The following is an 18010-nucleotide window of genomic DNA, read 5'->3' on the forward strand; positions in this document are numbered from 1 at the left end:
ACACCAAACTCCGGCAAAGCTAATACATTAGGCGCTTAATTCACGACAATCGGCGTCGGGACATGCAACCGGCACGCGACAGCGAGGCCCCAAACCCCCATTTGATGGATTGTGACGCTTCGCACCCTCTGATAGAGTGGGCCCTACGTCCACGCTCCAGTTTTGTGCCAGCTGGTGACAACAAGGACGAAACGGGAAATTAGACGGGAATTAGCATGTCGAACGCTGCACCGACGTTGTTGGTGGTCGATGATCATCCTATGGCCTTGTCAGGCACTACCGCATTCCTGACGGAGGTGATGCCAGATGTTGCAGTCCATGCCGCCGGCAGCGCCAGGGAAGCGCTGACCAGCCTTCAGCAGGGCCTGCGCCCGGATATCGTGCTGCTTGATATCTGGCTGAACGATGGCACCGGCTTCGATGCCATGCAGTCCTTCAAGACCGTCATCCCGGGCGCCCGCTTCATTTTCATGTCGGCCGAAGCCACGCCCGAAATCGTCGGGCGCGCCCGCGCCTTGTCAGCCTGCGGATTTGTGGGCAAGCACCTGGACGCCCACGCATTCACCTCCGCCGTACGCAAAGTGCTCGCCGGCGATACCTCGTTTCCGAGCGATGAAGCGCTCAGCGGCCGCGCCCAGTCCTTCGGGCCGGCCCACGGCATCCCGGTCACGCCTGCCGAGCTTGGCCTGACGCCGCGCCAGGGCTCGGTGCTTGCGCTGGTCCTGGAAGGACTGCCGAACAAGGTGATCGCACGCCGACTCGGGCTGACAGAGAACACCGTCAAGGAACACGTCTCGGCCATCCTGCAGCGGCTCGGTGTCCGGACGCGCATGCAGGTCATGTCACGCATGGAACGCTTCCGCCTGCGTCAGTAAGCGCGCGTCTCCGCACCGCGCCGGCTTTCAGCCCGCAGTGCGCAGCCAGCGGCGCAGCAGTATCCGTAGTGAGGCCGGGTCCACGGGCTTCGACAGCACAAAATATCCCGCCTCTTCCGCTGCCGCCAGCGCGGCGGATTTCAGATCTCCCGTGAGCAGGGCGCTGCGCGCCTGCGGCTGGGTGTTTTGCCAGCGTTCCAGCAAATCCAGGCCATTTTCACTGCCGGGCAACCGCAGATCGCAGAAGATGATGTCCGGCCGCAAGCCCTTGGCAAACAACTTGTCGGCTTCCGCGCCATGCGCGGCGCAGGCGACACGGATCCCCCAGGCCTCCATCAGCGCGATCCAGGCCTTGCGGATCTGGGAATCGTCATCGACCACCAGCACCGTGCCTTGCAGCTTGTCGGGCTTGGAATCCTCGGCGGCGGCCATGGCGCGCATTTCACGCACGCTGGCTACTGTCTCAGCCGGCACCGGGGGCAGCGCGAACCAGAAAACCGAGCCCTTGCCGGGCACGGAACGCACGCCATACGTGCCGCGCATCAGGCGCACGCATTCCTTGAAGATGGCCAGCCCAAGCCCCAAGCCTTGCGACGGGTCGCGCTGCGGGTTATGGACCTGGTAGTACGGCGAAAAGATGTCAGGCAAGTGATCGGGCAGGATACCGGCCCCCGTGTCCCATACCTCCAACCGCACGTGCTTGCGGCGCTGGCGCGCGGTGATCAGCACGCCGCCACGCTTCGTATAGCGCAATGCGTTCTGCACCAGGTTGAACAGCGCGCGGCGCAGCAGGACCGGCTCGGCCATGGCGTAGAGCTCGTCCGGCACACGCGGCGTCAGCGTCAGGCCGCTTTCGCGCGCGTCAGCGGCGAACTGGCTCATTACGTCGCGGATCAACGCGCTCAGTTCGCACGGTTCAAGCGTGGGCAGGACCTTGCGGCCCTCCAGCTTGGACAGGTCGAGCAAGGAGCGGAACAGCAAGTCGATGGTCTGCGTACCGGCTGCCACCTGCTCGACGAGCGGATGGAGCACCGTAGACTGGTTGCGCGCGCGCAACGCTTCCACCAGCATCACCAGCGCGTGCACCGGCTGCCGCAGGTCGTGGCTCGCCGCCGCCAGAAAGCGCGATTTTTCCTCGCTCGCATGGAGGGCGCGCTCCTTTTCTTCCTGGAACTGCTTGGCCAGGCGGCGGCTGTCGCCCTCGAGCTGGATCGCCCTGACCAGCGTGCCCTGCAGGCCAAGCGCGTGGCGGCCCAGCATCAGCGCGTAGATGATCAGCAGCAACTGTACGTAGATGCCGTGCCCCGGGAAGGCAACTTCGGCCAGCAGCAGGTTCGGGACCAGGACGGGCACGCCGGCATAGATCAGGTTCGACGGCACCGGCGCTTGCGATACCGCTCCGCCCGCCAGCACGCCCAGACTGAGCAGGTACAGCACGCTCGAGAAGACCGCGGAGCCCGTGTACATATGGAGCAGCGCCGAACTGCCCCACGTCAGCCCGGTCAGGAAAGCCACCCCGCGCATATGGCCCCACCACTTGCGCGTGTGCGCGGAACGGCTCATGGAGGCGCTGTCGCGCTGGTAGCCCAGGTAGAACCACAGGCCCCCGCCGGCCAGCAACAGCATCACCGCGCCCCAGCCGAGCAGCGCGGCATGGTCGGCCGAATCCCAGAAGGCGAAGATAGTCAGCGCCGGCAGCAGCACCGCCGCCACCGTGCCCGACGGCGACGCCTTGTGGACGATCGCCATCAGCTTGGCGCGCGTCTCGGTATCAAGCTGGGCGCCGGCAGGCGGCAGGAATCGCGGCAACAGCCGGTTGAGAAGCGCGTTCAAGTGAATGAGTGGATCGAGGCTTGGACACGCCGGCAGCCAATGCGCCGCGCGTCTGGGTGGCGCCTATCATGCCGCCTTTTGCCGCATCGCGCCACGACGACAGGGCGGTTGCGCCACAAAAACCGCGGGGCTGGCCGGATCGTAGGCGCCCGGAAAGGGCAATCGGACCCATTCGCCTTATAATGCCCGCTTTACCCGAATCATTTCCCGCCGTCCCCGTGAAAGTCTTCCGCGGCCTGCCCAACGCCGAGAGCCGGGCGCCTTGCGCGCTCACCATCGGCAATTTCGACGGTGTGCATCGCGGCCACCAGTCGCTGCTTGCGCGCGCGCGCGCGGCGGCCGATGCGCGCGGCCTGCCGCTGTGCGTGATGACGTTCGAGCCGCATCCGCGCGAGTTCTTCACGCCGGACAAGGCCCCGACCCGCATCGCCCTGCTGCGCGACAAGCTCGAGAGCCTGCGCCGCAACGGCGTGGACCGCGTGGTGGTGGAGCACTTCAACGCCCACTTTGCCGGCCAGTCGCCGCAGGCGTTCGTCGAGAACGTGCTGTGGCATGGCTTGCACGCACGCTGGGTGCTGGTCGGTGACGACTTCCGCTTCGGGGCCAAGCGCGCCGGCGATTTCACCTACCTGCAGGACGCGGGCCAGCGCTTCGGCTTCGACGTTGAGCAGATGGGCTCGGTGTCCGAGGGCGGCATCCGCATCTCCAGCTCGGCCGTGCGCCAAGCGCTGGCCGAGGGCGACCTCGAACACGCGCGTCGACTGCTCGGCCATGGCTATGCGATCAGCGGCCACGTGATCCACGGCCGCAAGCTGGGCCGCGACCTGGGCTTTCCGACGCTGAACCTGCGCATTTCGCACAAGCGTCCCGCGGTCAACGGCATTTTCGTCGTGCAGGTGCACGGCATTGCCGATCATCCGCTGCCCGGCGTGGCCAGCATCGGCGTGCGCCCGACCATCGAGGATGCCGGCCGCGTGCTGCTGGAAGTCCACCTGTTCGACGTCAACCAGAATCTGTATGGCAAGCTGATCCGGGTGGAGTTCATGAAGAAGCTGCGCGACGAGGCGCGCTTCGACAACCTGGAAGACCTGACCGCGGCCATCGCCAAGGACAGCGCCGACGCGCGCGGCTTCTTCGGCCTGACCTCGCCGGACGCCTCCACCGGCCAAGCCGAGGGCACCGGCGGCCGCGACTTCGCCACCTCCGCCACCGACCGAATTAGCTAGCGGCCCGGCACCCCACGGTGCCGGTTCGCGTTCCGCCCCATCCAGTCTTTCCTGCGCGCACGCCCAAGTGCGACCCATGCGTGGCCAAATCAGCGGCCCGGTGCGCGCCAAACGAATTGCCCCGAGAATCGACATGTCCAACGACAAACGCGCCAAGCCCGAGAAAAGCAAATATCCGGTCAACCTGCTGGACACCACCTTCCCGATGCGCGGCGACCTGCCCAAGCGTGAACCGCAGTGGGTCAAGCAGTGGCAGGACAAGCAGCTCTACAAGAAGATCCGCGCGGCTCGCAAGGGTGCCAGGAAGTTCGTGCTGCATGATGGCCCGCCGTATGCCAACGGCGACATCCACATCGGCCACGCGGTCAACAAGGTCCTCAAGGACATGATCGTCAAGGCGCGCGGGCTGACCGGCCTGGACGCCGTCTACGTGCCGGGCTGGGATTGCCACGGCATGCCGATCGAGATCCAGATCGAGAAGCAGTTCGGCAAGGGCCTGCCGGTGCAGGAAGTCCAGGCCAAGGCACGCGCCTACGCCACCGAGCAGATCAAGCGCCAGATGGTGGACTTCGAGCGCCTGGGCGTGCTCGGCGACTGGGACCACCCCTACCTGACCATGAACTACAGCAACGAGGCCGACGAAATCCGCGCCCTCGCCAAGATCATGGAAAAGGGCTACGTGTTCCGCGGCCTGAAACCGGTGAACTGGTGCTTCGACTGCGGTTCGGCGCTGGCCGAGGCCGAGGTCGAGTACAAGGACAAGGTCGACCTGTCGATCGACGTGGGCTTCCCGTTCGCCGAGACCGACAAGCTGGCGCACGCCTTCAAGGTTTCGATCGACCAGATCAACGCCAAGCCGGGCTGGATCGTGATCTGGACCACGACGCCCTGGACGATCCCGAGCAACCAGGCGCTCAACGTGCATCCGGAAGTCGAATACGCGCTGGTCGACACGCCGCGCGGCTACCTGATCCTGGCGACCGAGCGGGTCGAGGAACAGCTCAAGGTCTACGAACTGGAAGGCAAGGTCGTGGCGACCAGCACCGGCGCCGCACTGTCGGAGATCCGCTTCCACCACCCGCTGGCGAAGATGGACGCCGGCTATGACCGCCTGTCGCCGATCTACCTCGGCGACTACGTGACCACCGACACCGGCTCGGGCATCGTGCACTCGGCCCCGGCCTATGGCGTGGAAGACTTCCAGTCGTGCAAGGCGCACGGCATGAGCGACCACGACATCATCAGCCCGGTAATGGGCAACGGCGTGTACGCGGGCACGCTGCCGCTGTTCGGCGGCCTGTCGATCTGGGATGCGAACCCGAAGATCGTCGAGGTCCTGAAGGCGTCCGGCAACCTGTTCAATTCGCACAAGTACACCCACAGCTACATGCACTGCTGGCGCCACAAGACGCCGATCATCTACCGCGCCACCTCGCAGTGGTTCGCGGGCATGGACGTGGATCCGGTCGAGCAGGACGGCCAGCCGGTGCCCACGCTGCGCGAAACCGCGCTGGCCGGCATCGAGGCCACCGAGTTCTTCCCGTCCTGGGGCAAGCAGCGCCTGCACAACATGATCGCCAACCGCCCGGACTGGACGCTGTCGCGCCAGCGCCAGTGGGGCGTGCCGATGGCCTTCTTCCTCCACAAGGAAACCGGCGCGCTGCACCCGCGCACGCCGGAGCTGCTGGAAGAGGTGGCCAAGCGCGTCGAGCAGCACGGCATCGAGGCGTGGCAGGCACTGGACCCGAAGGAACTGCTCGGCGCCGAGGCCGACCAGTACGAGAAGAACCGCGACACGCTCGACGTGTGGTTCGATTCGGGCACCACGCACTGGACCGTGATCCGTGGCTCGCACCGCGACGACCTGTACGACCCGTCGGCCGATGAAGCCGATGGCCGTCTGGCGGACCTGTATCTGGAAGGCTCGGACCAGCACCGCGGCTGGTTCCATTCGTCGCTGCTGACCGCGTCGATGCTGTATGGCAAGCCGCCATACAAGGCGCTGCTGACGCACGGCTTCACCGTCGACGGCGAAGGCCGCAAGATGTCGAAGTCGGTCGGCAACACCGTGTCGCCGCAGGACATCGCGAACAAGATGGGCGCCGAGATCATCCGCCTGTGGGTGGCCTCGACCGACTACTCGGGCGAGCTGTCGATCTCCGACGAGATCCTCAAACGCGTGGTGGAAAGCTATCGGCGCATCCGCAATACGCTGCGCTTCCTGCTGTCGAACCTGTCCGACTACGACCACGCCAGGCACGCACTGCCGGCTTCGGAATGGCTGGAGATCGACCGCTACGCCGTGGCACTGTCCGAGCGCCTGCAGAAGGAAGTGCTGTCGCACTACGACTCATACGAGTTCCACCCGGTGGTGGCCAAGCTGCAGACCTTCTGCTCGGAAGACCTGGGTGGCTTCTACCTGGACGTGCTGAAGGACCGCCTCTACACTACCGCGCCGGACTCGAAGGCCCGTCGCGCGGCGCAGAACGCGCTGTACCACATCACGCAGGCCATGCTGCACTGGATGGCACCGTTCCTCTCGTTCACTGCCGAGGAAGCCTGGCAGGTGTTCGCGCACGGCACCGGCCACACCGACACCATCTTCACGAGCACGTACTACACGCTGCCGGAAGTGGATGAGGCCGACGATCTGCTGCAGAAATGGCATACCCTGCGCGAAGTCCGGGCGGAAGTCACGAAGCAGCTCGAGGCGGTACGTGTGGAAGGCGCCATCGGCTCCTCGCTGCAGGCTGAAGTCACCATCCAGGCCGGCGGCCCGGTGCTGGCCGCGCTGCAGAGCCTGGGCGACGACCTGCGCTTCGTGCTGCTGACCTCCGCGGCCACGGTCGAGCACGCGCCCGAGGCGGGCGACCTGCTGGTCACCGTGGCAGCTTCGGAGCATGCGAAGTGCGAACGCTGCTGGCACTACCGCGCCGACGTTGGCCAGAATCCCGACCATCCGACCCTTTGCGGCCGCTGCGACAGCAACCTGTTCGGCGCCGGTGAACACAGGAGCCATGCCTGATGGCATCGTCCACGACCCGTTCCGCCCGCCCGGCACGCCGCAACAACAACAAGGCCTCGGGCAACACCACGCCGCTGCTGTGGATGGCGTTCGCCCTGCTGGTAGTGGTGCTGGACCAGTTCTTCAAGATCGTCATCGTGCGTACGTTCACGTACGGCGAATCGCGCCCGGTAACGCGCTTCTTCAACCTGGTCCTGGTGTACAACAAGGGCGCGGCGTTCAGCTTCCTGGCTGATGCCGGTGGCTGGCAGCGCTGGTTCTTCACCGGGCTCGGGCTCGTGGTCGGCGCGTTCATCGTCTGGCTGCTGTACCGCCATACGGGCCAGCGTCTGTTCTGCTTCGCCGTGTCGCTGATCCTGGGCGGCGCCGTGGGCAACGTGGTCGATCGCGTGGTCTACGGGCACGTGGTCGACTTCCTCGATTTCTACGTGCGCAACTACCACTGGCCGGCGTTCAACGTCGCCGACTGCGCCATCACCGTGGGCGCGGTACTGCTGATCGTCGACGAGCTGCGGCGCGTTCGTCGGCACTGAGCCGGCACCGAGCCGCCTCCGGCAGCCCCCGCGGGCTGCCGGTATCATGCCGAAACCCCTTTCTCTGACGAGTCCCACATGGATTTGCGCGGCAAGCACATCGTTCTCGGCCTGACCGGCGGCATCGCCTGCTACAAGTCCGCCGAGCTGGTCCGCCTGCTGACCAAGGCAGGCGCCACAGTACAGGTGGCCATGACCGAGGCGGCGACCCACTTCATCACGCCGGTCACCATGCAAGCCTTGTCGGGGCGCCCGGTGTTCCTGTCGCAGTGGGATGCGCGGGTCGACAACAACATGGCGCACATCGACCTCTCGCGCGAGGCCGACGCCATCGTGATCGCGCCCGCATCGACCGATTTCCTGGCCAAGCTGGCCAATGGCCTGTGCGATGACCTGCTCACCACGCTGTGCATCGCGCGCGACTGCCCGCTGCTCGTGGCACCGGCCATGAACCGCCAGATGTGGGCCGCCGCGCCCACGCAGCGCAACGCGGCGCAGTTGCGGGCGGATGGTGTCGCGATCCTGGGCCCGGGCAGTGGCGACCAGGCTTGCGGCGAAGTCGGCGACGGCCGCATGCTGGAACCGGAAGAACTGGTCGATGACATCATTGCCTTCTTCCAGCCCAAGCCGCTGGCCGGCAAGCGTGTATTGATCACCGCGGGCCCGACCTTCGAGGCCATCGACCCGGTGCGCGGCATCACCAATCTTTCGTCGGGCAAGATGGGCTTTTCGATCGCCCGCGCCGCGCGCGAAGCCGGCGCCGAGGTGCTGCTGGTCGCTGGCCCGACCAGCCTGCCCACGCCGCGTGGCGTGGTGCGCACCGATGTGCGCAGCGCTCAGCAGATGCATGACACGGTTCTGGCCCAGTTGCGCGACGTGAACGTCTTCATCGCGGTCGCGGCCGTGGCCGACTGGCGCCCTGCCGAGGTAGCGCAGCAGAAGCTCAAGAAGGCCAACGATACCGATACGCCAACCCTGCAGTTCGTGCAGAACCCGGACATCCTGGCAGCCGTCGCCGCGCGCGCCGATGCGCCCTACTGCGTCGGCTTTGCCGCGGAGAGCGAGAACCTGGAGCAGTACGGCGAGCAGAAGCGCCAGCGCAAGGGCGTGCCGCTGCTGGTGGGCAATATCGGCCACCATACCTTCGGCCTCGACGACAACGAGATTGTGCTGTTCGATGCCGCCGGCATGACCCGGCTGCCGCGCGCCGACAAGCTGACCCTGGCGCGCCAGCTCGTGGCGGCCATCGGCCAGCGCCTGCCGGGCCGCGGCCAACCCTGACGCATCATGACCGCGAACCGACCCCGGCTGCGCCTGTCCGTGCTCGACCAGAGCCCGGTGATCGCCGGCCACACCGCGCGTGACGCGCTGGCCGCCACCGTAGAACTGGCGCAGATGGCCGACGCGCTTGGCTACACGCGCTACTGGTGCGCCGAGCACCACGGCCTGCGCGGCGTCTGCAATCCGGCGCCCGAAGTCATGCTGGCTCGCCTCGGCAGCGTCACGCAGCGCATCCGGCTGGGCTCGGGCGGCGTCATGCTGCCCTACTACAGCCCGTTCAAGGTTGCCGAGCAGTTCCGCATGCTCGAAGGCCTGTTCCCGAACCGCATCGACCTTGGCGTGGGCCGCGCGCCCGGCGGCGATATGCGCACGGCGCAGGCCGTGGCAATGGGCCAGTACGACCGTGGCGCGCAGTTCGAGGAGCAGGTGCGCGACCTGTCCTGCCTGCTGCGTGGCGACGTGCCGCCCGGTCACCTGGCCGAGGGCGTGCTGCTGCAGCCCGTGGTGGATACGAAGCCCGAACTGTGGATACTGGGCTCCAGCGACTACGGCGGCGCGCTGGCCGCGCGCCTGGGGCTGCGGTTCGCGTTTGCGCATTTCATCAACGCGCACACGGGCCATCATGTCGCACGGCAATACCGCGAGGACTTCCAGCCCGGCTATGAGGCACGGCCCTACAGCGCCGCCGCGATCTTCGTGATCTGCGCCGACACCGATGCCGAAGCGGCCGAACTGGAACGCGCCGTGGACCTGCGCCGGCTGCAGATGGCCTATGGCGTCAACGCGCCGATCCCGTCGCTGGAACAGGCTCACAGCCACGTTGCGACCGAGCGCGACCAGCTGATCATCGAGCGCGAGCGCCCGCGCACGATCTGCGGCACGCCCGAACGCGTGACGGAGCGCATGCTGGCCCTGCGCGAGCAGTTCGCCGCGGACGAGCTGGTCGTGCTGAGCGTGACCGCGACCTACGCTGCCCGGCTGCGCACGTACGAACTGCTGGCCGAGGCGTTTGAACTGAATTCCGAAAACTGAAACCGGCAGGGCAAGCCGCCTTGCCGGAGATTCGCCAAACCGATCCCGAAATGAGCCAAGAACTGAACCCGTCCGTCGAAATCAAGGTGCTGGATTCCCGCCTGAACGAGTGGGGCCTGCCCGCCTACCAGAGCGACATGGCTGCCGCCATCGACCTGCACGCCTGCGTCGACGCGCCGGTGTCGATCGCACCGGGCACCCCCGCGCAGCTGGTGCCGGCCGGCATCGCCGTGCATATGGGCAACCCGTACATGGCAGCGACCATCGTGCCGCGCTCGGGGCTGGGCCACAAGAAGGGACTGGTGCTGGGCAATTCGATCGGCGTGATCGACGCCGACTACCAGGGCCAGATCATGGTCAGCGTGTGGAACCGCAACGCTCCCGGCACCGAGCCCATCGTGATCCAGCCCGGCGAGCGCATCGCGCAGATGATGTTCGTGCCCGTGCTGCGCCCGGTGTTCACGACGGTGGAAGAATTCTCGGAAAACAGCGAGCGCGGTGCCGGCGGTTTCGGCTCGACCGGCGTGCACCACGCCAAGGCCAGCGCCTGAACCTGCCGTGCTTCAGCCCTGTTGTTCGAACAGCAGGGCTACACCGCCGGCGGCGCTCGCCGGAATCAGGGTCTCCTGCGGCCCGAGGTCCTGGGCAGGAATGCCAGCCGCGCGCCAGATCTGGCGCGCTTCTGCCAGCGCGCCCGTGCGCAGGCGGATCGCCGCATAGCCGGGCACATCGCGCTGGATGTGCGAGGTGCCGGTTGCCGCCGCCAGGGCCTGGGGCGTACTGATGACCAGCGTGGCATCATCCACCGCGAGACTGCAGATGTGGTCGCTCAGCTGCGTCATCTCGCCGCCGGTCAGCTCCGCATAGGCGCGGCCGGTCGCATCCACCAGCGCCGGCGCCACCACCATGAACATCGACGCAATACCCTGCGCGCCATTGGCGTGCCGGATCCATTCCGGCCGCCAGAGCAGTTCGGGCGTGCGGTGTTCGCAGACGAAGTAGCGCGCGCCTGGCGCATCGTCCAGCGCCGTGACGCGAAACGTGGCAGCGTGCTCGCTGCCATCGTCGAGCACCACTGGTCTGGAAAACTCGATCGGCTCGGAGGTATGCCAGCCGCCCTCGCGCAGGCGGGCCGCCGTGCCGAAGGCGTCGGCGCTCTTGCATGACATGGCCGCACAGCCGCCGCCGCGCACCTGCGCGTCCCAGTAATACTGCCGGCTGGGGCTCGGTGCCGTGACATGGAGCAGCTCGACATAGTCGCGCGCCAGCATGATGCAGTGGTTCTGGGAACCCAGCGTGTGATAGCCGCGCGGCGTCAGCGTAAAGCCGAGCCGGCGCCAGGCCTCGGCGCCGGCATCGAGATCGGGGCAGACCACGACAGCGTGGTCGAACATTTCAGCTTTGCTGGCCATTACTCGAACTGGATATTGGCTTTGCGCGCCACGGCCTGCCACTTGTCGTGCTCATGGCGTACAAGGTTGCCAAGCTCGGCGGGACTGCCGCCGACGATCTCGAAGCCTTGCGCCGCCAGGGCATCGACCACGCGCGGCTGGTGCAGCGATTCCACCAGCGCATCATGGATGCGGCTCACGGTGGCCGGCGCCATGCCTGCCGGACCGAACACGCCGATCCACGAGTACGCCTCGAACCCGCGCACGCCCTGCTCCGCCACCGTCGGTACCTGCGGCAACTGCTTCAGCCGGCTGGTGCCCGTAACGCCCAGCACCTTGATGGTCTTGGCCGCGATATGGGCCTGCACGGCCGCGTAGCTGCTGAAAAAGATGTCGACCTCGTTCGACAGCACGGCCTGCACGGCCGGACCGCCGCCCTTGTACGGCACGTGAAGCATGTGCACGCCGGCTTCGGTCGCCAGGGCCTCGGCGGCAAGCTGGTTGAGGCTGCCGATGCCGGATGAGGCATAGCGCACGCCGTCGTGCCTGGCCTTGGCCAGTGCCACCAGCTCTCGCACATTCGAGGCCGGCAGCGCGGGGTTGGCGGCGATCACGAGCGGAAAGCGTACCAGCTGCGAAATCGGGGTGAAATCGCGGAAGGTGTCGTAGGGCAGCTGCTTGTAGGCAAACGGGTTGATGGCGTGGGTATCGAAGGCCATCAGGAGGGTATTGCCGTCGCCCTTGGCCCGTGCAACCGTACTGGAGGCGATCAGCCCGCCCGCCCCCGGCTTGTTGTCGACCACGACCGTCTGGCCCAGCAAGGCCTTGAGGCCCGGCTGCAACTGGCGCGCCACGATATCGACGCTGCCACCGGGCGGGAACGGCAGGACCATCGTGATCGGACGGCCGCTGGCGGGCGATTCGGCGGGCGCGCTGGCGGCAACGGCTTGCACCGCGGTGAGCGGCGTGGCGGCTAATGGCAGGGCTTTGAGCAGCATGCGGCGCAGCCGCGTGCGTTCGGGACGGGACATCGGTCTTTCAGGAAGAGGCAGCCAGCTGGCTGCCGGGACAAAAAACAAGGGGCGGCATTTCTGCCGCCCCTGTATTTTGCCCGAGGATGGCCGCAATTGCAGACAATGTCCTCGTGCGACGCTCAGGTCGCCACTCAGGCCTCCGCGCGCTGCTCGCTTTCCGACTCCGGCGGCTCCGGATCGGCTTCGGAGAAGTCGAGCTTGATCTGGTCCTGTTCGTCGAGATCGACCACTACCTTGCCCCCGGACACCAGCTTGCCGAACAGCAACTCGTCGGCCAGGGCCTTGCGGATCATGTCCTGGATCAGGCGCTGCATCGGGCGGGCGCCCATCAGCGGATCGAAGCCCTTGTGTGCCAGGAACTTGCGCAGTTTCTCGGTGAAGCTGGCTTCCACCTTCTTCTCGTGAAGCTGCTCTTCCAGTTGCATCAGGAACTTGTCCACCACGCGCAGGATGATTTCCTCGTCCAGCGAACGGAAGCTGATCATCGCGTCCAGCCGGTTGCGGAACTCCGGCGTGAACATGCGCTTGATGTCGGCCATTTCATCGCCCTGCTCGCGCGACGTGGTGAAGCCGATGGTGGCGCGGTTCATGGTCTCCGCCCCCGCGTTGGTGGTCATGATGATGATCACGTTGCGGAAATCGGCGCGCCGGCCGTTGTTGTCGGTCAGCGAGCCATGGTCCATGACCTGCAGCAGGATATTGAAGATATCCGGGTGCGCCTTCTCGATTTCGTCCAGCAGCAGCACGCAGTGCGGCTTCTTGGTGACGGCCTCGGTCAGCAGGCCGCCCTGGTCGAAGCCAACGTATCCCGGCGGCGCGCCGATCAGGCGGCTGACCGCATGGCGTTCCATGTACTCGGACATGTCGAAGCGCAGCAGCTCGATGCCCATGATGAAGGCAAGCTGCTTGGCGACTTCGGTCTTGCCCACGCCCGTGGGGCCCGAGAACAGGAAGGAGCCGATCGGCTTGTCGGTCTTGCCCAGGCCCGCGCGCGACATCTTGATCGCCGAGGCCAGCGCCTCGATGGCCGGGTCCTGGCCGAACACTACCGATTTCAGGTCGCGCTCCAGCGTCTGCAGCTTGCTGCGGTCGTCCTGGTTCACGCTCTGCGGCGGGATGCGGGCAATGCGCGAAACGATGTCCTCGATCTCGCCCTTGCCGATGGTCTTCTTCTGCTTCGACTTCGGCAGGATGCGCTGCGCCGCGCCGGCTTCGTCGATCACGTCGATCGCCTTGTCAGGCAGGTGACGGTCGGTGATGAAGCGCGCCGACAGTTCGGCCGCCGCGGTCAGCGCCGACGCCGCGTACTTGACGCCGTGGTGCTCCTCGAAGCGCGACTTCAGGCCACGCAGGATCTGCACGGTCTGGTCGACCGACGGCTCGACCACGTCGATCTTCTGGAAGCGCCGTGACAGCGCCGCGTCTTTCTCGAAGATGCCGCGGTATTCGGTGAAGGTGGTTGCGCCGATGCACTTGAGCTGGCCCGACGACAGGGCCGGCTTGAGCAGGTTGCTCGCGTCCAGCGTGCCGCCCGACGCGGCGCCCGCGCCGATCAGCGTGTGGATTTCGTCGATGAAGAGAATCGCGTTCGGGTTGTCCTTCAGCGATTTCAGCACGCCCTTGAGGCGCTGCTCGAAATCACCGCGGTACTTGGTGCCGGCCAGCAGCGCGCCCATGTCGAGCGAGTACACCGTGGCCTTTTCGAGGATGTCCGGCACCTCGTTCTTGGTGATGCGCCAGGCCAGGCCTTCCGCAATCGCGGTCTTGCCGACGCCGGCCTCGCCGACCAGCAGCGGGTTGTTCTTGCGCCGGCGGCACAGCACCTGCACCACGCGCTCGACTTCGCTTTCGCGGCCGATCAGCGGGTCGATCTTGCCGGCCTTGGCCAGTGAATTCAGGTTCTGGGTGTATTGCTCGAGCGGGCTTTCCTTGCCGTCGCCGCCTTCGCCTTCGCCCGTGCCATCACCGTGCTTGGCCGGCTCGGACTGATCCTTGCGGATACCGTGGCTGATGAAGTTGACCACGTCCAGGCGCGTCACGCCCTGCTGCTGCAGGTAGTAGACGGCATGCGAATCCTTCTCGCCGAAGATGGCGACCAGCACGTTGGCGCCAGTCACTTCCTTCTTGCCGTTGGAGGTCGACTGCACATGCATGATCGCGCGCTGGATCACGCGCTGGAACCCGAGCGTGGGCTGGGTGTCGACCTCATCCGTGCCGGGAACGACCGGTGTGTTGTCAGCGATGAAATTCTTCAGGCTGGTGCGCAAGTCCTCGATATTGGCCGCGCAGGCGCGCAAGACCTCAGCTGCAGTCGGGTTGTCGAGCAACGCCAGCAGCAGGTGTTCCACGGTAATGAACTCGTGGCGTGCCTGCCGGGCCTCAACGAACGCCATGTGCAGGCTCACTTCCAATTCTTGCGCAATCATGCTTCCTCCATCACGCACTGCAGCGGGTGGCCCGCCTGCCGCGCGTGCGTTGACACCAGCTCGACCTTAGTCGCGGCGATATCTCTGGTGTAGATACCGCAGACGCCCTTACCTTCCCGATGAACGGTGAGCATGATCTGCGTCGCCGTTTCACGGTCCCTGCTGAAATACTGTTGCAGGATCATGACTACAAACTCCATCGGAGTGTAGTCGTCATTGAGCAGCACCACCTTGTACATAGCGGGCGGTTTGAGCGCCTGCTCTTTCCGCTCCAGAATGGTGCCTGCTTCGCGTTGTGGGACATTCGCCAGCCGTGTAGCCATGGCTTTATTCTAACCCTTACTCGCAACTCTGCAATTTGGGGAACTGTGGCAGGATTCAAGAGCCCTGCCACTCATTCCGCGTCGTTCGGACAGCGCCAAAGGCACTGCAATGCACGTGGGTGGCGCATGCCGTCGGGCTATCGCCAATGCGCGCCGCTCCCCTGTGCGCCCCCCACACGGTACCATCAGCCGCCGTCCCATTCCCGCCACACCCTGCCGGGAGTGGGGAATCCGCCAGCTTGACAGTGGATTGGTTTGCCAGAAAAATCGGTCGCACACCGGGTTCAGGCCAGCGAGCCAAGCAAAAGGCCGGACCGGGTGATCCGTGAGCAGGGAGGCTTACGAACAGTGGTGGCAATACTGGCATACATTGGCCGGAAGCGTCGCCACGCGATTCACCCATGCTGCGTCATTGCCGTCCGCATCCCGAAAGGAAGCGGCTGCCATGGCGCCGCTGCGCGTGTCATCCAGCTGGCCGCAGGCTTCCCCGCTTTGAAATCTGCTATTTCGTTGGGGGGAGTATATGGCAAGCGGTATCGTCAAATGGTTCAATGACGCCAAGGGCTTCGGGTTCATCAAGCCGGACGAAGGCGATGAAGAACTGTTTGCGCACTTTTCGGCAATCCAGATGGCGGGCTTCAAGACGCTCAAGGAAGGTCAGCGCGTCTCGTTCGAGGTGACCCAGGGCCCCAAGGGCAAGCAGGCCACCAACATCCAGGACGCCCAGGCCTGAAGTGCGCCGCGACCGCACCCGGGCCGACAGAGTTCCGGGGTGGTCACCAAGGATGCGGGGGGAACTCCCCCGGAACGGGATCCACGAAAAACAGCCTTGCCGCCGCCCTCGGGGCAGTGGCAACGCCGTTGCACGGCTCTCAGCTGCACGCTACCGCATCCGACCGAAAGCCCGGCCTCGCGCCGGGCTTTCTGCATGCTGCGCCAGTGGCGTTGCAGCAAACCCGGACCGCTCAGATCCAGCCGTCGATCTTCAGCCCGCTGGCTTGCTCCGCTTCTTCCCGGCTGACCTGCCGCACGGTCTGTCCGAAGGTCCAGACATGGCCCTCGGGGTCGCGGGCAGTGTAGACGCGGTCGCCGTAGAACTGGTCTTCCGGCTCGCTGACGATCACCGCGCCGGCGGCGCGGGCGCGTTCGCAATGCGCGTCCAGCCCGTCCCGCAGGTGGACATGGACCGACTGCGTGTTCTTGCCGTTCACGCTGGCGGGGCTTGCCGTGTAGTCGGTCCACTCGCTCCCGATCATCAGGTAGCTGTCACCGAAACGCATTTCGGCATGCGCCAGCCGGCCCTGGTCGTCCGTGATGACCATGGTGCGCGCGAAACCGAACGCCTGTTCCAGCCAGTCGAGCGCGCCCAGCGGCTCCCTGTAGAACAGGGCCGGGGCTAGTGCGGTGCGGCGAAACGGGTCTTCCATCTGAGCTCTCCCAGCAATTCCGGACACCTTCACGTTCTAGCCAAGGCGTGCGCGCCAGGCAAGAAAAACCCCGGCAGCCGCATGGCGGTGCCGGGGCTTTTGCATGCAGGCGCGCTGGCGCCTGCCGGACCTGTGGATCACATATTGTCGATCATCACCTGGCCAAAACCGGAGCACGACACCTGTGTCGCGCCTTCCAGCAGGCGGGCGAAGTCGTACGTGACCTTCTTGGACAGGATCGATTTTTCCATCGAGGCGATGATCAGGTCGGCCGCTTCAGTCCAGCCCATATGGCGCAGCATCATTTCAGCCGACAGGATTTCCGAGCCCGGATTCACATAATCCTTGCCGGCATACTTCGGCGCCGTGCCGTGGGTGGCTTCGAACATGGCCACGGAGTCGGACAGGTTCGCGCCCGGCGCGATGCCGATGCCGCCGACCTGCGCCGCCAGCGCGTCGGAAATGTAGTCGCCGTTCAGATTCAGCGTGGCGATCACCGAGTATTCGGCCGGACGCAGCAGGATCTGCTGCAGGAAGGCGTCAGCGATGGCGTCCTTGATGACGATGTCGCGGCCGGTCTTCGGGTTCTTGAACTTGCACCACGGGCCGCCGTCGACCAGCTCGGCGCCGAATTCCGCCTGGGCCAGTTCATAGCCCCAGTCACGGAAACCGCCTTCCGTGAACTTCATGATGTTGCCCTTGTGCACCAGCGTCACCGACGGCTTGTCGTTGTCGATGGCGTACTGGATGGCCTTGCGCACCAGTCGCTGGGTGCCCTGCTTCGACACGGGCTTGACGCCGATGCCCGAGGTTTCGGGGAAGCGGATCTTCTTCACGCCCATCTCGTTCTGCAGGAAGGCGATCAGCTTCTTGGCCTGCGCGCTTTCGGCTTCCCACTCGATGCCGGCGTAGATGTCTTCGGAGTTCTCGCGGAAGATGACCATATTGGTCTTCTCCGGCTCGCGCACCGGCGAAGGCACACCCTTGAAGTAGCGCACCGGGCGCAGGCACACATAGAGGTCGAGCTGCTGGCGCAACGCCACGTTCAGCGAACGGATGCCACCGCCGACCGGCGTGGTCAGCGGGCCCTTGATCGAGACGACGTATTCCTTGAGCACGTCCAGGGTCTCGTCGGGCAGCCACACATCCGGGCCGTAGACCTTGGTGGACTTCTCGCCGGCGTAGATCTCCATCCAAGAGATCTTGCGCTTGCCGGCGTAAGCCTTGGCCACTGCGGCGTCCACCACCTTGATCATCACCGGGGTGATATCCAGGCCCGTACCATCGCCTTCAATGTAGGGAATGATCGGCTGGTCCGGGACATTCAGCGAGAAATCCTGGTTGACCGTGATCTTCTCGCCAGCCGGGACCTTGATATGTTGATACATGACGTCTCCAGTACGGAACGGTTAAGACGGCCGCCCGGCACACGACCCGGCAGCAAAATGAGGGAGGTGGAGCGAAGGCATTGTAGCTGGAGGCCAGGGGCCGCCTGCGTTGCGCCGCACCATGCCAGTCTTATATAAGACACAAGACCAGCTAGTTATTATGCAGCAATTCCTTGTGCTCTGCCATGCCGCCAGGCCGCGCCCGGCCAAGGAACG

General features: G+C 65.6%; 15 protein-coding genes. 8 read left to right on the forward strand and 7 right to left on the reverse strand.

Features of this window, described 5'->3' with window-relative positions:
• The first annotated feature begins 215 nt into the window (after nucleotides 1-215).
• A complete protein-coding gene (locus tag KHO22_RS03235) occupies nucleotides 216-875 on the forward strand; it encodes a response regulator (RefSeq protein WP_211945662.1) in 660 nt (219 codons plus the stop codon).
• Nucleotides 876-902: 27 nt separating this feature from the next.
• Here the strand turns inward: KHO22_RS03235 and KHO22_RS03240 are convergent, their stop codons facing one another.
• Entirely contained in the window at nucleotides 903-2708 is a 1806-nt protein-coding gene (locus KHO22_RS03240) for a hybrid sensor histidine kinase/response regulator (RefSeq protein ID WP_211945663.1), read from the reverse strand.
• 218 nt (nucleotides 2709-2926) lie between these two features.
• On the opposite strand from KHO22_RS03240, the gene KHO22_RS03245 reads away from it, so the two are divergent.
• The 6 genes from KHO22_RS03245 (at nucleotide 2927) to dut (ending at nucleotide 10356) form a co-directional block, all read left to right on the forward strand.
• Nucleotides 2927-3934 (forward strand): bifunctional riboflavin kinase/FAD synthetase, encoded by a 1008-nt coding sequence (locus tag KHO22_RS03245; protein ID WP_211945664.1) that lies wholly within the window; start codon nucleotides 2927-2929, stop codon nucleotides 3932-3934.
• A 133-nt stretch (nucleotides 3935-4067) separates the two neighbouring features.
• Nucleotides 4068-6959: an isoleucine--tRNA ligase gene (ileS, locus tag KHO22_RS03250; protein WP_211945665.1), complete on the forward strand. Its 2892-nt coding sequence runs from the start codon at nucleotides 4068-4070 to the stop codon at nucleotides 6957-6959.
• Nucleotides 6959-7492, forward strand: a complete 534-nt coding sequence (gene lspA / locus KHO22_RS03255) for a signal peptidase II (RefSeq protein WP_211945666.1) — start codon at nucleotides 6959-6961, stop codon at nucleotides 7490-7492. Before ileS ends, lspA begins: the two co-directional genes overlap by 1 nt.
• Before the next feature lie 78 nt (nucleotides 7493-7570).
• A complete protein-coding gene (gene coaBC, locus KHO22_RS03260; RefSeq protein ID WP_211945667.1) occupies nucleotides 7571-8773 on the forward strand; it encodes a bifunctional phosphopantothenoylcysteine decarboxylase/phosphopantothenate--cysteine ligase CoaBC in 1203 nt (400 codons plus the stop codon).
• A 6-nt stretch (nucleotides 8774-8779) separates the two neighbouring features.
• The gene (locus KHO22_RS03265; RefSeq protein ID WP_211945668.1) at nucleotides 8780-9805 is read left to right on the forward strand and encodes an LLM class flavin-dependent oxidoreductase; all 1026 of its coding nucleotides are present in this window, start codon (nucleotides 8780-8782) and stop codon (nucleotides 9803-9805) included.
• Nucleotides 9806-9855: 50 nt separating this feature from the next.
• Entirely contained in the window at nucleotides 9856-10356 is a 501-nt protein-coding gene (gene dut / locus KHO22_RS03270) for a dUTP diphosphatase (protein WP_211945669.1), read from the forward strand.
• A gap of 12 nt (nucleotides 10357-10368) precedes the next feature.
• Here dut and KHO22_RS03275 read toward each other — a convergent pair whose 3' ends face one another.
• The 4 genes from KHO22_RS03275 to clpS form a co-directional block, all read right to left on the reverse strand.
• Nucleotides 10369-11217 carry a VOC family protein gene (locus tag KHO22_RS03275; protein WP_211945670.1) on the reverse strand — a complete coding sequence of 283 codons (849 nt, stop codon included), beginning with the start codon at nucleotides 11215-11217 and terminating at the stop codon, nucleotides 10369-10371.
• Nucleotides 11217-12227: a tripartite tricarboxylate transporter substrate binding protein gene (locus KHO22_RS03280; RefSeq protein WP_211945671.1), complete on the reverse strand. Its 1011-nt coding sequence runs from the start codon at nucleotides 12225-12227 to the stop codon at nucleotides 11217-11219. Before KHO22_RS03280 ends, KHO22_RS03275 begins: the two co-directional genes overlap by 1 nt.
• 134 nt (nucleotides 12228-12361) lie before the next feature.
• The gene (clpA, locus tag KHO22_RS03285) at nucleotides 12362-14656 is read right to left on the reverse strand and encodes an ATP-dependent Clp protease ATP-binding subunit ClpA (protein WP_211945672.1); all 2295 of its coding nucleotides are present in this window, start codon (nucleotides 14654-14656) and stop codon (nucleotides 12362-12364) included.
• Nucleotides 14653-14979: an ATP-dependent Clp protease adapter ClpS gene (gene clpS / locus KHO22_RS03290; RefSeq protein ID WP_116318045.1), complete on the reverse strand. Its 327-nt coding sequence runs from the start codon at nucleotides 14977-14979 to the stop codon at nucleotides 14653-14655. The genes clpA and clpS overlap by 4 nt, the downstream gene beginning before the upstream one ends.
• 523 nt (nucleotides 14980-15502) lie before the next feature.
• On the opposite strand from clpS, the gene KHO22_RS03295 reads away from it, so the two are divergent.
• Complete coding sequence (locus KHO22_RS03295) at nucleotides 15503-15712, forward strand: cold-shock protein (protein WP_211945673.1); 210 nt, start codon at nucleotides 15503-15505, stop codon at nucleotides 15710-15712.
• A 232-nt stretch (nucleotides 15713-15944) separates the two neighbouring features.
• Here KHO22_RS03295 and KHO22_RS03300 read toward each other — a convergent pair whose 3' ends face one another.
• Nucleotides 15945-16406 (reverse strand): VOC family protein, encoded by a 462-nt coding sequence (locus KHO22_RS03300; RefSeq protein ID WP_211945674.1) that lies wholly within the window; start codon nucleotides 16404-16406, stop codon nucleotides 15945-15947.
• A 137-nt stretch (nucleotides 16407-16543) separates the two neighbouring features.
• Nucleotides 16544-17794 (reverse strand): NADP-dependent isocitrate dehydrogenase, encoded by a 1251-nt coding sequence (gene icd, locus KHO22_RS03305; RefSeq protein ID WP_211945675.1) that lies wholly within the window; start codon nucleotides 17792-17794, stop codon nucleotides 16544-16546.
• Nucleotides 17795-18010 lie beyond the last annotated feature (216 nt).

The sequence above is a fragment of the Cupriavidus yeoncheonensis genome, assembly GCF_905397275.1.
In the GTDB taxonomy this organism is placed as follows: domain Bacteria; phylum Pseudomonadota; class Gammaproteobacteria; order Burkholderiales; family Burkholderiaceae; genus Cupriavidus; species Cupriavidus yeoncheonensis.